The following is a 14,771-nucleotide window of genomic DNA, read 5'->3' on the forward strand; positions in this document are numbered from 1 at the left end:
GCCGATGGGCGCATGTATATTGTTTCGCATGCCAATAGGTTCTGGTCTAAAACCCCATTCCAGAGTAATGAATGAACAGCATTAATGCCCGGTTATGGCCTTGAACATTAACTGTTTCAGGCTGTTTAACGCCGCCATTCGTGTAGGCCAGATGTTAATCTATTACCTTTTAAGTGATCCCAAGGACGTTGATGACCAAGCATCAAGCTAAAGCCGAAACCCCTAGAGCAGCCGCGATTCTGGCTCGCTTCCTGTCGTCGGAATCCGCTGGCGGTCTCGTGTTGATGGGTGCAGCTCTGGCCGCTCTGATTGTTGCTAACTCGCCTCTATCCCAGAGTTACTTTGCAGCGTTGCACAGCGTTTGGATGGGCATGTCTGTAGAGCATTGGGTGAATGATGGTCTGATGGCGATCTTCTTTCTGATGGTCGGTCTAGAAATCAAACGAGAGGTGCTGGCTGGTGGGCTTTCCACTTGGGGGCAGCGAGCCTTACCTGGATTTGGTGCTTTGGGCGGCATGGTTGTTCCTGCGCTGATCTACATCGCAATCAACTGGGGTAATCCTGAGACCTTGGGGGGGTGGGCGATCCCGGCCGCTACTGACATCGCATTCGCCTTAGGTGTTTTGTCGTTGCTGGGTAAGCGAGTCCCGACTTCGCTGAAGGTGTTCCTTGCTGCCTTGGCGATCATTGACGATCTGGGCGCGGTGGTGATCATCGCCTTTTTCTATACGTCGGGCCTTTCCATGCCGATGTTGCTGGCCTCGCTTGCGACTCTGGTCATTCTGATCGCAATGAATCGATTGGGCGTAAGGCGATTGTTCCCGTATCTCCTGGTCGGTGGTGTGCTGTGGTTCTTCGTGCTGCAATCGGGTGTCCATGCCACGCTGGCCGGTGTCGCTGTGGCGCTGTGCATCCCCATGGGCAAGCCAGAAGAGGAAGCCCGATCTCCGCTGCTTTTCCTGGAAGAGAAGCTGCACATGTGGGTAGCTTTCGCTGTGGTGCCGATTTTTGGTTTCGCCAACGCGGGTGTTTCATTGGCCGGTATTTCGATGGAGAACCTGGTCGATCCGGTTCCACTGGGTGTCGCTCTGGGGCTGTTGGTGGGCAAGCAGGTCGGTATTTTCCTATTGGCTGCTATGGCGATTCGTATGGGCCTGGCCAAGCTGCCGGAAGGGAGTACCTGGGTTCAACTCTATGGCGTAGCACTGTTGTGCGGCATTGGTTTCACTATGAGCCTATTCATTGGCAATCTGGCGTTCGCCGGATCAGCTCTTTTGATTGATGAAGTCAAAGTCGGTGTATTGATCGGATCGATTCTGGCAGCGTTGGGCGGCGTTATAGTCCTTCGCCGCAGCAGCGTCCTAACGAGTGCTGCCGTAGCCAAATAATCTCTCCTGATATGACCACAGTATTTCTCGAAGCCTAGAAATACTGTGGTTTAAGAACCTGCGTCAGCCACTTAACAACCGATCCTTGTTTGACTGATTGCCCGTAGAAATTTTACGCAAAATTTACGGGGCGTGGAGGTTGAGCATTCGATACTGCGCGGCGCTAATTTGGCAGGCTACTTTCTATGTCCCTCGCAGCATTGCGGCTCATCGGCTTCATCATAGGCATTTTTTTGATCACGCTGGCCGTAAGCATGGCTATTCCCATGATTACGCTGGTGGCCTATGAGCGTAACGACGATCTGTCGGCTTTTCTCTGGTCGAGTTTGATTACCTTCATCAGCGGCCTTCTTTTGATCGTGCGTGGGCGCCCTGATACTGGCCAGCTCCGTCCGAGGGATATGTACCTGTTGACGACTGGCAGTTGGGTGGTGGTGTGTACCTTCGCAGCGTTGCCAATGGTGTTCATCAGTCACATCAGTTACACCGACGCTTTCTTCGAAACGATGTCCGGCATCACGACCACCGGCTCAACTGTCCTGAGTGGTTTGGATAGCGCTTCACCGGGATTGTTGATCTGGCGCTCGATGCTGCACTGGCTGGGTGGTATCGGCTTCATCGGCATGGCTGTGGCGATCCTTCCACTGTTGCGAGTGGGTGGCATGCGTCTTTTCCAGACAGAGTCCTCAGACTGGTCGGAGAAAGTGACTCCTCGCTCCCATGTGGCAGCCAAGTACATCCTTTTGCTCTATCTGGGACTCACCGGTGCCGGAGCTCTGGCACTCTGGATCGCTGGGATGACGCCGTTTGAAGCGGTCAACCACGCAATGTCGTTGATCTCTACTGGCGGATTCTCCACTTCAGACGCCTCGCTTGGGCATTGGACGCAGCCAGCGATTCACTGGGTAGCGGTGGTCATCATGATTCTGGGCAGCCTGCCTTTTACCTTGTACGTCGCAACTTTGCGCGGCCATAGGCGTGCGCTACTGAAGGATCACCAGGTACGCGGATTTCTTGGATTCCTGATTGTCACCTGGCTGGCTGTGGGTACATGGCTATGCTTTCACAGCGACTATGTTTGGTGGGATGCATTTCGTATTGTGGCGGTCAACGTGACCTCCGTCGTCACGACCACAGGAGTTGCAGTTGGCGATTACACACTATGGGGTAGTTTTGCCGTTCTGTTGTTCTTCTATCTGACGTTTGTCGGCGGATGCTCAGGCTCGACGGCTGGCGGACTGAAAATCTTTCGCTTCCAAGTTGCTGCCGCCCTACTCGTGAGTAGTTTGAAGCAGTTGATCCATCCTCGAGCCGTGATTCAGAAGAAGTACAACGGTCACCCCATTGACGAGGAGATCTTGCGCTCACTTTTAACCTTCTCATTTTTCTTCACCATCACCATTGCGGTAATCGCCCTAGGGCTCGCTTTAATCGGACTGGATTGGACGACGGCTTTAAGTGGCGCTGCTACTGCTGTGTGTAACGTTGGGCCAGGCCTGGGCACGATTATCGGGCCTGCCGGTAACTTCTCATCACTACCTGATGCAGCAAAATGGTTACTGACCATTGGCATGTTACTGGGGCGGTTGGAAATCCTGACCGTGCTGGTACTTATTACGCCAGTCTTTTGGAGGTATTAGCCTACCTATTGTGAGTTTGAGACTGGCTGCCCAAAACCTCCATCGCCAATTGAAAGAATGGAAAACCGAGTTAGGTGCAGATGTTGTTGAGTCGTGGCGCACTCAATAACATCATTTGTAAGTACAAAGGGCCCTGTGAGGGTAATGCCAGTCAGCCAAGCTGACTGGCATTTTTTTCGGGGGTGAGAATCCCGATTAGGCGTCATCGCAGCGACCGATTGAGAAGCCCAAAGTTATTAGGCTAACTCAGCTTCCCACTCAAGGCGTTGGTTTCGACTACAGTAGAAAGACTCTGCATAAAGCCATAACAAGACGGAGAGTTTTCCATGCGAGTAAACAAACGCTTTAGCCTCTTTGCGGCCACCACTGCGTTGACAGTCTCGTGCGCAGCTAACGCCGCACCGGTGTTCATAAACATCCTTACAGGTGGTACTAGCGGGGTTTATTACCCCATTGGGGTTGGGCTGTCACAGATATACAGCGATGGGATACCGGGGGTGAAGACTTCTGTCCAAGCGACCAAAGCCTCGGTGGAAAATCTCAACCTTTTACAAGCTGGTCGTGGGGAGCTCGCTCTGGCGCTTGGGGACTCTGTGGCTGATGCAAAAAACGGAGTGGAAGATGCCGGATTTAAGGCCCCGCTGACAAAGTTGCGAGCAATTGCCGGAGCCTATCCGAATTACATTCAAATTGTTGCGAACAAAGAGTCCGGCATCAAAACCTTGGCGGATCTGAAAGGGAAAACCATCTCCGTCGGCGCCCCCAAGTCCGGTACCGAGCTGAACGCGCGTGCGATCTTCAAAGCTGCGGGATTGACGTACGAAGACATGAGCAAAGTCCAATACCTACCCTTTGCGGAGTCGGTCGAGCTGATCAAAAACCGTCAGTTAGATGCCACGCTTCAGTCCTCGGGGTTAGGAATGGCGGCTATCCGCGACCTTTCCTCAACCATGCCATTGAACTACGTCTCCATCCCTCCCGATGTGGTTTCGAAAATCGGCAATGCCGCGTATCAGCCTGCACAAATTCCAGCCAATACCTATGACGGACAGCCTGAGTCAGTGCCTACGGTGGCGATCACTAATATTTTGGTGACGCGCGAGGATGTCTCGGATGACGTTGCCTACCAGATGACCAAGCTGATGTTCGAAAACCTCACTCGTTTAGGTAATTCTCACTCAGCCGCCAAGGACATCAAGTTGCAAAACGCTGCCAAGAATCTGCCCATTCCACTTCACCCCGGCGCCGAGCGCTACTACAAGGAAGCTGGAGCGCTGTAATCCAAAAATGCGCCACGGGGATGGTCGCTAGAGCGATAGAGCGGTTCGTACCCTTCTATGTAGTTTTGAGGCAGGTACCCAATGAGCGAAGATCATCATGGCATAGCCGCCAATCCACGCGACTGGCCTAAGACGCTGTTCTACGTGGCGTTGTTGTTTTCAGTTTTCCAGATTATCACCGCTGCGTTTGCGCCTGTTTCCAGCCAGGTGCTGCGCGCGGTGCACGTTGGTTTCCTGCTGTGGGTGGTGTTTTTAAGTTACCCGGCGTATGGCAGAGCACGTCCTTGGCAGCCGTTGGCCTGGATATTGAGTCTCGCTGGGATTACCACTGCCTTGTATCAATGGTTCTTCGAGGCGGATTTGATCCAGCGTTCGGGTGACCTGACATCTGCAGACATGGTCGTTGGGCTGGTATTGATCGCATTGGTGTTTGAGGCGGCTCGTCGGGTGATGGGTATCGCATTGCCCGTCATCTGTGGACTGTTTTTGGCATACGGTTTATTGGGTGAATACCTGCCAGGCGACTTGGCACATCGAGGCTACGGATTCGATCAAATCGTCAACCAGTTGTCCTTCGGCACCGAAGGTCTCTACGGGACACCCACCTACGTTTCCGCTACCTATATTTTCCTGTTCATTTTGTTCGGGTCCTTTCTCGAACAGGCCGGCATGATCAAATTGTTCACAGATTTCGCGATGGGACTGTTTGGCCACAAACTCGGGGGGCCGGCAAAAGTATCGGTAGCGTCATCGGCTTTGATGGGGACGATTACAGGTTCAGGCATTGCAAACGTTGTCACGACAGGACAGTTCACAATTCCATTGATGAAGCGCTTCGGCTACAAGGCAGCATTTGCTGGCGGCGTAGAGGCGACTTCGAGCATGGGCAGCCAACTGATGCCACCTGTGATGGGAGCTGTGGCCTTCATTATGGCGGAAACAATTAACGTACCGTTCGTAGAGATCGCCAAAGCTGCGTTAATTCCAGCCATCCTGTATTTCGGTTCGGTATTCTGGATGGTTCACCTTGAGGCAAAACGCTCCGACCTTAAAGGGCTACCCAAAGACCAATGTCCCAGCGCATGGGGTGCGGTAAAGGAAAGCTGGTATTTGCTGATTCCGCTTTTTGTCCTGGTCTACCTGCTGTTTTCCGGACGTACCCCGCTATTCTCCGGAATGGTGGGGCTGGCGCTAACAGCCATCGTTATTCTCGGTTCGGCAATCATTCTTCGGGTGTCCAGTTTCGCGTTGCGGTGTGCGTTCTGGATCGCTCTTGGTGTCCTCTGCGTCGGTTTTTTCCAGTTGGGTATCAGCGTGATCTTTGCGGTGATCGCCACGTTGGTGGTCATCTGCTGGTTCATTCAGGGAGGCCGAGAAACCCTGAGTATTTGCCTGCATGCCTTGGTCGAAGGTGCTCGTCATGCTGTGCCGGTCGGGATTGCTTGCGCGCTAGTGGGAATCATCATCGGTGTAGTGTCATTGACGGGCATAGCCTCGACCTTCGCCGGTTACATACTGGCCATCGGCAGGGATAACTTGTTGTTGTCACTCATACTGACGATGGTTACCTGCCTGGTGTTGGGTATGGGTATCCCGACGATTCCCAACTACATCATCACCAGTTCGATTGCAGCACCCGCCTTGCTGGAATTGGGTGTGCCGCTGATCGTGTCGCACATGTTTGTTTTCTATTTCGGAATTCTTGCAGACCTTACTCCACCGGTCGCTTTGGCATGCTTTGCCGCAGCACCCATCGCCAAGGAAACAGGATTCAAGATCAGTCTGTGGGCGGTTCGTATTGCACTGGCAGGCTTCGTCATTCCTTTCATGGCGGTCTACAACCCTGCGCTCATGATGCAAGGCGACAATTTGTGGATGACGGCCTATATGTTGGTGAAGACGGTGTTGGCCGTTGGCCTCTGGGGAATGGCGTCCACAGGCTATCTGCAACAGAAGATGCCGATTTGGGAGCGTTTATTGAGTTTCGCCGCAGGTGCTTTGTTGGTCGTTGCGCTGCCGTTGACTGACGAAATCGGTTTCGTGCTGGGTGTGTTGATAATACTTCAGCATGTCTGGCGGTCTCGTCGTGTCGGACCGGCCATAGCATGATTGGCTTGTGCCTGGGTTTGGCCGGCGTCGCCTGGGCTCAACTCCCAATCTCAAGCTTTACACTGGCTTGGAATCACACAATTGAAAAAATTCGTTGGGAAGAAGACTACCGCGTCTCGAAACAGGGACTGGTGCTCACTGAGGCCAGGGTCAAAGGGAATGGCGCAGGCATGGAAATTCCCCCGGAGGCCAGGTTGGAAAAAGGCAGTTGGCACTATCAGCGCCAACTGCCGCCCTTGCAGCCTCTGAGTCTGGGACGTACCCCGCAAGCAGGTGACTACCAGCTATGCTTCGATCAGCAATGTCATGAGATGAGCGAGTGGCTGGGGCCACCTGTCAGCAATCCGTCCTCCGTGGAGCTATGGAGTTGCTGGACGGACTCATAAGTGGCCAGAAGCCCAAACGTGAAAGCCCTGTCCGGATACGAACGTCCAGTACCCGGACAGGCAGGCATCAACTCATGCCCAGCCAGTTTGGCAAAACCAGGGAAATCCAAGGCACATAGGTAATCAGGATCAGGAACAGGAACAGAATCATTAGCCAGGGCATGGCGGCTCTGATGGTTGCCGGCAGTGTCATGCCCGTCACAGCAGAGGTCACGAACAGGTTCAGACCCACGGGCGGCGTGATCAAGCCGATCTCCAGATTCACCACCATAATGATGCCCAGGTGAATCGGATCGATACCCAGCTTCATGGCGATGGGGAAGAGGATCGGTGCCAGGATCAGGATGATGGCCGAGGGTTCCATAAAGGCCCCTGCAATCAACAGCACAATGTTCACCACCAGCAGGAACATCACCGGCGTCAGGCCCGCTTCAATCACCCACGCGGTGATCTGTTGCGGTAGCTGCTCGGTCGTCAGCACATGGGCGAAGAGCATGGCGTTGGCAATAATGAACATCAGCATGATGCTCAGCTTGGCCGAGTCCAGCAGGACTTTTGGCGTATCGCGAAACGTCAGGTCTTTGTAGACGAACAAGGCGATGAAGGCCGAGTAAACGGCCGCCACCGCCGCAGCTTCAGTCGGGGTGAACATCCCGGAGTAGATACCTCCCAAGATGATGAACATCAGCAGTAGACCCCAGATCGCCTCGCGTGCCGTGCCAAGCCATTCACGGAACGTCGCGCGCGGCATGGCGGGCAGGTTTTTCTTCACGGCGACGATGTAGATCGCCACCATCAACGCCAGCCCCAGCAGCAGGCCAGGTAACACGCCAGCCATAAACAGTTTGCCGACAGAGGTTTCTGTCGCGGCGGCGTAGACCACCATCACGATCGAAGGTGGGATCAGGATGCCCAACGTCCCCGCGTTACAGACGATCCCCGCACCGAAGGCCTGCGGATAACCGGAGCGGACCATGCCGGCAATGGCAATTGAACCCACCGCGGCGACAGTGGCCGGGCTCGATCCGGAAAGGGCCGCGAACAACATGCACGCCAACACGGCAGCGATGGCCAGACCACCACGGATATGGCCGACGCAGGCATTGGCAAAGTCAATCAGCCGCCGAGCGACGCCACCGGTGGTCATGAAGGCCCCCGCGAGCAGAAAGAACGGGATGGCCAGCAGCGTGTAGTGCTCCGACGTCTCGAACAGTTTGATCGCCAGGGAGCGCACGGAGTCAGGGCTGAAGAAAACGATGGTCAGTGAGCCCGCCAACCCCAGGGAGATGGCAATGGGAACACCGATAAACATCAGCACGAACAGCGATATAAACAGGAAGGCAATGGTCATGACTTGTCATCCTCGTGTTCAGTCAGTTTCATCGCATCGGCGGCTTCATCGGCCAGGCCCAGGCCGGTCTGCCTGTTTTGCAGGATGCGCACGAGAATTTCAGCGAAACGGATGAAGACCAAGGCGAACCCTACGGGGACGATCAACCCGATGTGCCATTGCATGATCCCGTACTGGCCCAGGTCTTCGGCACCTATGCGCGCAATCATCAGGGTCTGGATCCACCCGAAACTGGCAATGCTGAGCAGTCCGGCATAAGTCAGGCAGAAAAGGCAGGCGATGACGCCAATGAACCGTTGCATCGGTTTGCTGGCCAGCCTGACCAGCGCGTCGACGCCGATATGGCCTGCCGTGCGGACGCCGTACGACAGCCCGAAAAATATCAGCCAGCCAAACAAGGCCTTGGTCAGTGAGGTGCTCCAGGTCATCGCCTGGGCCATTCCCATGACCCCGTCGCCGATGGCGAACAGCGATTCGCTAGCGCCTTCCCAGCTCTCGGCGAGACTGTAGAACAGGGTGTAGAGATTGTTGAGGACAACGTAGACAAATGTTACCAACGTCATGGCGGCCAGAAGAAAGACGATGAAGCCTTCCTCGAAGTGTTCCCAGATGCGCCGAAAAGCATTCATGGATGGCATCTCCTCTAGCGGATGACAGGCAGGTGCTGCCAGGACGGCAACACCTGTCCTCCACCGATCATTGGGCCTGGTTGGCAGCTTCAGCAGCAGTGATCAGCTCGGCGCCGATATCGCCTTCGAACTTCTTCCACACGGGCTTCATCGCGACACGCCATTGGTCGCGTTGCTCAGGCATCAGGGTGATGATCTCGGTAGTTTTGGCCGCAATGATGCTCTGCTTGGCGTTCTGATTGAGTTGCTCGGCCTCTTTGTTCACATGGGCGGTGACTTCGACGAGGATCTTTTCCAGTTCGCCACGAAGCTCCGGCGATAAACCGCTCCAGAACTTGGTGTTGGTGATTAGCATGTAGTCCAGTACACCGTGGTTGGATTCGGTGATGTACTTCTGCACTTCATGCATTTTCTGGCTGTAGATGTTCGAGTAAGGATTCTCCGCGCCGTTGACGACACCGGTCTGCAAGCCCTGATACACCTCGGCGAAGCTCATCTTGCGCGGATTGGCGCGTATGACCTTGAACTGCTCCTCAAGCACTGCAGAAGCCTGCACCCGGAACTTCAGGCCACGGGCATCACCCGGTACTCGTAGCGCTTTGTTCGCGGACAGTTGTTTCATCCCGTTGTGCCAATAGGCCAGTCCTGTGATGTTTTTGTCTTCCATGGACTTGAGCAGTCCCTGGCCCTGCGGGCTCAGCTGGAAGCGGTCAACAGCGGTGATGTCATCAAACAGGAAAGGCAGGTCGAACAGTTGAACGGTCTTGGTGTAATGCTCGAACTTGGCCAGCGACGGTGCAATCATCTGTACGTCCCCGAGCAGTAAGGCCTCCATCTCTTTGCCATCGCCAAACAACGAGGAGTTGGGGTAGACCTCGACTTTGACCTTGCCGGGCAAGCGTTCTTCCACCAGTTTCTTGAACAACAGGGCGCCCTGGCCTTTGGGAGTCTGCTCAGCGACGACGTGGGAAAATTTTATAATTACCGGGTCTGCAGCCATGGCCGTACTCATGGTGCCAAGAGCAAGGGCGCAGGCGACTGCTTTCCACATAGGCTTGAACATTGGGGGGATTCCTCTTGTTTTGATTTTTCGTACAGTTCCATGCTCCGAAAGCATGTGCACGGCGGACAAGAGCAAGTCTAGGCAGAAAACTGGAATTTGGAGGGTGATGACTGAATGTAGTTAGAAATCTTGTACGTAATAAGGTGTTGCCTCTGGAAACAACTTATTACAATTAATGTTTGAGACGATTGCGATAAGGGGTAGCGGTTTTAAGAGCCATCTATACCGATTAAAATCTCATCATCGATCAACGCACCACAACAAGGGCATCTACTTAGCTCATGCTCATCGCTTCAGAATAAGAGGGTATATAGGTCAGTTGGCCTTTTTGCCGACGACGCCCATTTCGATCGGGAGTCTTAATAAAAAACACGGAAATTTCTTCGTCCTCCAATAGCTTGAACAACGTTCCGGACTCGTCCTCGGTGATGGTCATGCGTAGACCGCCTAAGGGTCAGCTGAAGTCAGCAGCTTGGGTCAAAACCACATCAGCACCAACAGCCGGCTGCGATAGTGGCGGTTTTTTCGTTCAGTGATCCGCTTCTCCCTTGATGGCCAAAACGCTGCAGGGCACCTGATACAGAACATGCTCCGTGGTACTGCCAATCAGCTTGTCCACCCCTTTGTGATGGGTATTTCCCATTACGAAGACATCCGCTCGAGTATGAGTCGCAAAGTCGGCCATCGCTTTGGTTGGCGGCCCTGCAATGAAGTGTTGTCGCTCAGGTGGCACGCCGTAGCGTCCAGCCAAGGCAACGAAGCACTTTTCAAGTGATCGGCGCACATCGTTGCTGAAGCCGGGCATCGTCACGGCGCCAGCACCTGCATCAGAGAAATGTGTGTGTGTCAGTTCATAGGCATACAGCATGTGCAATTCAGCATCACATTGCGTCGCCAATTCGTTCGCCGCCTGAATGACGCTGTCGTTGATTCCGCTGATCTGACCCTCTGGATGCGATGGATCAACCGCCGCCACAATCACCCGAGGAAGAGGACACCTGACTTCGCTGACCAGATGTATGGGGGTCGGACATTCGCGCAATAATTGCCAATCCAAAGGCGTGACGAATACGCGTTTGAGCGCTGATTCATGATGTACGTCCTTGATAATCAGGTCCGGCTGCATTTCAGCTACATGCCCGAGGATCTCTTGCAGTGGGTCACGGGTCAATGCAACTTCGGTGGTCACATTGATACCCTTCCTGCGCATGAGTTCGGCCTCATCCGCCAACCACTGCAGGTTCTCCTGCCGGCAACTCTCACGAAGTTGTGCACTGTTGCTCATTAATCGCATAAGGTCGAAGTCTTCGATGAACACCGCAATATGCAGCGCTGCGCCTGTGGCATCGGCAAGTGCGATTGCCCGCTCCATCGCCGGCGAGTGACGCATGGTTGGACCTGCGATCAGAAAGAGTCGTTGATACTGCCTCATGTGACACCTCCAAACGTTCCGGGTTATCCGCTAGCGCCCCCCAGCACTCTCGCTTGTCCCACCATTGGCGATCTTTTATCGCCTCAACTATCTGGATCGACACTATCAATATACGCCTGCATCACCGGCTTAGCAGTTGCCAAGCCTTTCGAAGGGTGTAGCAGACCTTTTCATCACGATCGAGCAGGAGGCGGGACTGCTGGAGCCGCGCGCCATGCCACCCGCCGTGACCACGGAGCAGAACCAATGCAATTGCCGGTAGTTGAGTACCTGAATCAATACTTCGTAAAAAACGAACTATTCGCAACGAATAAACGATTTTTGTTGATGTAACAGGCTCGTTAGCATGACTCCTCCAGCCTATTGCTGCTTCATGCGGAGACAGTAAATGACCGCCATCAGCGTCGGCCAATCCTGGATGTGGGCCGCCTTCATCGTGTTCGTCCTTGCCATGCTGGCGCTCGATCTGTTCGTCTTCGGCGGACGTAAGGCGCATCGTGTTTCGGTGCGCGAAGCGCTGGCCTGGGTCATCGCCTGGACCAGTTTGGCGTTGATCTTCGCCGTCCTGCTCTGGTGGTATCTGCGCAGCATGTTCGGCGCCGAAGTGGCCCAGCGTACAACGCTCGAATTCCTGACGGGCTACCTGATCGAGCAGTCGCTGTCGATCGACAACATGTTCGTTTTCGTGATGATCTTCGGCTACTTCGCCGTGCCGCCAGAGTTGCAGCGCCGCGTCCTGCTTTATGGCGTGCTGGGCGCCATCATCATGCGGGCCGGTATGATTTTCGCCGGTGTCTGGCTGGTGCAGGAGTTTGCCTGGCTACTCTATGTCTTTGGTGCTTTCCTCGTCATCACCGGCATCAAGATGCTGATCTTCGCCAACCAGCAGCCAGACCTCGAAAAGAACCCTTTGCTGCGCTGGATGCGTAGCCATCTTCGCATCACCGACGGCTTTCATGGCGAGCGCTTCTTCGTGCGCCAGAACGGCCTGCTCTGGGCGACGCCGATGTTCCTGGTGCTGGTACTGATCGAGGCCAGCGATTTGGTGTTCGCGGTCGATAGCATCCCGGCTATCTTCGCCGTCACCACCGACCCCTTCATCGTGTTCACCTCCAACATCTTCGCCATCATGGGCCTGCGCGCACTGTATTTTCTGCTTGCCGACATGGCCAACCGCTTCCACTTGCTCAAATATGGCCTGGCCATCGTACTGGTGTTCATCGGCGGCAAAATGCTGGTCGCGCCGTGGTGGCACATGCCGATCCAATGGTCGCTGACCACAGTCGGCGGCGTCATATTGATTTCGGTACTGTTGAGCCTGACTTTGACGAAGAGCAAAACACGGGTTACGGGAGAACAATGATGAATCAGAGATGTTGGCGCTGAGGCGGTTTTGACCCAGGCTACCGGAAATCAATGACCTACCCGAATACTTGGTAATCGATGGTCTTATGGGTGTCTTCACAGGCAGCCAAAGGGGCAGCTGAAGTCAGCAGCTTGGGTCAAAACCGCACCAGCACCTGCACCAACATATATAGATCCGACATCTAGCTAATATCCTATCGGTCGATACACGACTCAACATCGTCAGGAGTAGCTGTATCGCGGTTTCGCGCTCTGGATCATTAGGATCAAGAGCGCAGTACGGTGACGCGAGATCTTGGCGAACAGTTTCGGCACTTGCCCTGCATTAACCGCCGCGCCTGCATCGCCCTTGACTGACTCAACTACTCTTTAAGTGAAGGTTGCAGGCTGCCGAACCCGCAATCAGGAGGGTCCCATGAACAGTCGCTGGTGGTGCCGCCTGCTCCTGCTGATGATACTGGTCGGGTTGCCGATGGGGTCAGTGACGGCTGCGGGCAGCATCGTGGTCCTGACGGTCAACGATGCCATCGGCCCGGCCAATGCCGACTACGTCGTGCGGGGCCTGACGCGTGCGGAGACCGAGGGCGCACAGTTGGTGGTCATCAAGCTCGACACCCCCGGCGGGCTGGACACTTCGATGCGCTTGATCATCAAGGCGATTCTGGCCAGCCCTCTGCCAGTGGCCAGTTTCGTCGCCCCCAGTGGCGCACGTGCGGCCAGCGCCGGCACCTATATCCTATATGCCAGCCACGTTGCCGCCATGACCCCGGGCACCAATCTGGGCGCCGCTACGCCGGTGCAGATCGGCGGCCTGCCCGGGACCGCGCCAGATCCACCGCGCCCACCAGCGGCACCTGCCACCGACAAAAACTCACCGCCCGAGCCGCTGGATACCCTGGCTCGCAAACAGATCAACGATGCAGCGGCTTACATCCGCGGCCTAGCGCAACTGCGCGGACGTAACGCCGACTGGGCCGAACAAGCGGTACGTGAATCGCTCAGCCTGTCGGCCGACGAAGCGCTCAAACTCAAGGTGGTCGATTATGTGGCCAATGACGTGGCGGACCTGCTCAAGCAACTGGACGGTAAGAGCCTGAATGTCGCCGGTCAGACGTTGAAGCTGAGTACCACCGGGGCTGCACTCATCGATCATGCGCCTGATTGGCGCACACAACTGCTGGCGGTGATCACCAACCCCAGCGTGGCATTGCTGCTGATCATGTTCGGGGTCTATGGGTTGATATTCGAATTCATGAACCCAGGGTCAGGTGTCGGTGGAGTACTCGGTGGTATCTGCCTGTTGCTGGGGTTGTATGCCCTGCAACTGTTGCCCGTGAATTACGCCGGGGTCGGACTGATTCTGCTAGGGCTCGCCTTCATGATCGCCGAGGCGTTTCTACCGAGTTTCGGTGTAATCGGCTTCGGTGGGGTGGTTGCTTTTGTAATCGGCGCAGTGATTTTGATGGACACCGATGTACCGGGCTTCGGCATTCCGTTGGCGCTGATCATCGGCATGGCACTGATCAGCGCCCTGTTGCTAATGACTCTGGTCGGCATGGCGCTCAAGGCCCGACGCCGTGCCCTGGTCAGCGGCGATGCGGGCTTGGTTGGCAGCCTGGCCACGGTGACGGGGCTGCTGCCGGGTCTGCCGATGAGCGGCTGGGTGCAACTGCAGGGCGAAAAATGGCAAGTTCAGAGCCGCTCGCCTCTGCACCTGGGCCAACAGGTCCGGGTGGTGGCACGCACGGGCGTGAAGCTGGACGTCATTGCACCGGATGAAACGCCACCGCGAGGAGGTTGATCCATGTTCGTCGAATTGGGTTTTGGCGCGCTGCTCGCCTTGCTCCTCATCGCCAAGCAAGCCGAGGCTGAGCGTGAACGGCGGGCCAAGGTGATACACGCCGAAGGTGAATTGCAGGCTTCGGAGAAGCTCATGCAGGCCGCCGAGATGCTTGGGCGCCAGCCTGGTGCCATGCAACGGCGCTATATGCAGACACTGGGTGCAATCGCTGGGGACAAGAGCTCGACCATTGTATTTACGTTGCCGATTGAGTTTTTGAAAGGAATGGCCGATTTGTCGCAAAAGAAATGACCAACACCGGTGTAGCATCCAATGCGGCAGCTCGAG

13 protein-coding genes and 1 pseudogene are annotated in these 14,771 nt (G+C 55.2%); 9 read left to right on the top strand and 5 right to left on the bottom strand.

The window, feature by feature from the left end; all coding sequences use genetic code 11:
* The first annotated feature begins 191 nt into the window (after window positions 1-191).
* From nhaA to ACA060_RS29190, 6 genes are all read left to right on the top strand, one after another.
* The gene (gene nhaA / locus ACA060_RS29165) at window positions 192-1,388 is read left to right on the top strand and encodes a Na+/H+ antiporter NhaA (RefSeq protein ID WP_109626950.1); all 1,197 of its coding nucleotides are present in this window, start codon (window positions 192-194) and stop codon (window positions 1,386-1,388) included.
* Window positions 1,389-1,573: 185 nt separating this feature from the next.
* A complete protein-coding gene (locus ACA060_RS29170) occupies window positions 1,574-3,028 on the top strand; it encodes a TrkH family potassium uptake protein (protein ID WP_497314678.1) in 1,455 nt (484 codons plus the stop codon).
* Window positions 3,029-3,038: 10 nt separating this feature from the next.
* Entirely contained in the window at window positions 3,039-3,137 is a 99-nt protein-coding gene (locus ACA060_RS29175; RefSeq protein ID WP_497314680.1) for a hypothetical protein, read from the top strand.
* Between the two features lie 217 nt (window positions 3,138-3,354).
* Entirely contained in the window at window positions 3,355-4,308 is a 954-nt protein-coding gene (locus tag ACA060_RS29180; protein ID WP_497314682.1) for a TAXI family TRAP transporter solute-binding subunit, read from the top strand.
* Window positions 4,309-4,389: 81 nt separating this feature from the next.
* A complete protein-coding gene (locus ACA060_RS29185) occupies window positions 4,390-6,417 on the top strand; it encodes a TRAP transporter permease (protein WP_497314684.1) in 2,028 nt (675 codons plus the stop codon).
* A complete protein-coding gene (locus tag ACA060_RS29190; protein ID WP_497314686.1) occupies window positions 6,414-6,803 on the top strand; it encodes a DUF1850 domain-containing protein in 390 nt (129 codons plus the stop codon). Before ACA060_RS29185 ends, ACA060_RS29190 begins: the two co-directional genes overlap by 4 nt.
* 67 nt (window positions 6,804-6,870) lie before the next feature.
* Here the strand turns inward: ACA060_RS29190 and dctM are convergent, their stop codons facing one another.
* From dctM to ACA060_RS29215, 5 genes are all read right to left on the bottom strand, one after another.
* Window positions 6,871-8,154 (bottom strand): C4-dicarboxylate TRAP transporter large permease protein DctM, encoded by a 1,284-nt coding sequence (dctM, locus tag ACA060_RS29195; protein ID WP_497314688.1) that lies wholly within the window; start codon window positions 8,152-8,154, stop codon window positions 6,871-6,873.
* Window positions 8,151-8,783 carry a TRAP transporter small permease gene (locus ACA060_RS29200; protein WP_109626960.1) on the bottom strand — a complete coding sequence of 211 codons (633 nt, stop codon included), beginning with the start codon at window positions 8,781-8,783 and terminating at the stop codon, window positions 8,151-8,153. Before ACA060_RS29200 ends, dctM begins: the two co-directional genes overlap by 4 nt.
* Window positions 8,784-8,850: 67 nt before the next feature.
* Window positions 8,851-9,846: a TRAP transporter substrate-binding protein gene (locus ACA060_RS29205; protein ID WP_497314690.1), complete on the bottom strand. Its 996-nt coding sequence runs from the start codon at window positions 9,844-9,846 to the stop codon at window positions 8,851-8,853.
* 274 nt (window positions 9,847-10,120) lie between these two features.
* The gene (locus ACA060_RS29210; protein ID WP_497314692.1) at window positions 10,121-10,282 is read right to left on the bottom strand and encodes a hypothetical protein; all 162 of its coding nucleotides are present in this window, start codon (window positions 10,280-10,282) and stop codon (window positions 10,121-10,123) included.
* 93 nt (window positions 10,283-10,375) lie between these two features.
* Complete coding sequence (locus tag ACA060_RS29215) at window positions 10,376-11,278, bottom strand: universal stress protein (protein ID WP_497314694.1); 903 nt, start codon at window positions 11,276-11,278, stop codon at window positions 10,376-10,378.
* A gap of 388 nt (window positions 11,279-11,666) precedes the next feature.
* Between ACA060_RS29215 and ACA060_RS29220 the strand changes: the two genes are divergently transcribed.
* From ACA060_RS29220 to ACA060_RS29230, 3 genes and pseudogenes are all read left to right on the top strand, one after another.
* Window positions 11,667-12,641 (top strand): TerC family protein, encoded by a 975-nt coding sequence (locus ACA060_RS29220; protein WP_497314696.1) that lies wholly within the window; start codon window positions 11,667-11,669, stop codon window positions 12,639-12,641.
* 417 nt (window positions 12,642-13,058) lie between these two features.
* On the top strand, window positions 13,059-14,444 hold the full coding sequence (locus tag ACA060_RS29225) for an NfeD family protein (protein ID WP_497314698.1): 1,386 nt from the start codon (window positions 13,059-13,061) through the stop codon (window positions 14,442-14,444).
* 48 nt (window positions 14,445-14,492) lie between these two features.
* A pseudogene (locus ACA060_RS29230) lies at window positions 14,493-14,735 on the top strand (slipin family protein); the annotation flags it as partial.
* Window positions 14,736-14,771: the final 36 nt, after the last annotated feature.

Source organism: Pseudomonas sp. LBUM1671 (genome assembly GCF_059695685.1).

Coding starts and splice junctions, on each gene's coding strand:
- nhaA (WP_109626950.1), top strand. CDS start 192: ATGACCAAGCATCAAGCTAAAGCCGAAACCCCTAGAGCAGCCGCGATT.
- ACA060_RS29170 (WP_497314678.1), top strand. CDS start 1,574: ATGTCCCTCGCAGCATTGCGGCTCATCGGCTTCATCATAGGCATTTTT.
- ACA060_RS29180 (WP_497314682.1), top strand. CDS start 3,355: ATGCGAGTAAACAAACGCTTTAGCCTCTTTGCGGCCACCACTGCGTTG.
- ACA060_RS29185 (WP_497314684.1), top strand. CDS start 4,390: ATGAGCGAAGATCATCATGGCATAGCCGCCAATCCACGCGACTGGCCT.
- ACA060_RS29190 (WP_497314686.1), top strand. CDS start 6,414: ATGATTGGCTTGTGCCTGGGTTTGGCCGGCGTCGCCTGGGCTCAACTC.
- dctM (WP_497314688.1), bottom strand. CDS start 8,154: ATGACCATTGCCTTCCTGTTTATATCGCTGTTCGTGCTGATGTTTATC.
- ACA060_RS29200 (WP_109626960.1), bottom strand. CDS start 8,783: ATGAATGCTTTTCGGCGCATCTGGGAACACTTCGAGGAAGGCTTCATC.
- ACA060_RS29205 (WP_497314690.1), bottom strand. CDS start 9,846: ATGTTCAAGCCTATGTGGAAAGCAGTCGCCTGCGCCCTTGCTCTTGGC.
- ACA060_RS29210 (WP_497314692.1), bottom strand. CDS start 10,282: ATGACCATCACCGAGGACGAGTCCGGAACGTTGTTCAAGCTATTGGAG.
- ACA060_RS29215 (WP_497314694.1), bottom strand. CDS start 11,278: ATGAGGCAGTATCAACGACTCTTTCTGATCGCAGGTCCAACCATGCGT.
- ACA060_RS29220 (WP_497314696.1), top strand. CDS start 11,667: ATGACCGCCATCAGCGTCGGCCAATCCTGGATGTGGGCCGCCTTCATC.
- ACA060_RS29225 (WP_497314698.1), top strand. CDS start 13,059: ATGAACAGTCGCTGGTGGTGCCGCCTGCTCCTGCTGATGATACTGGTC.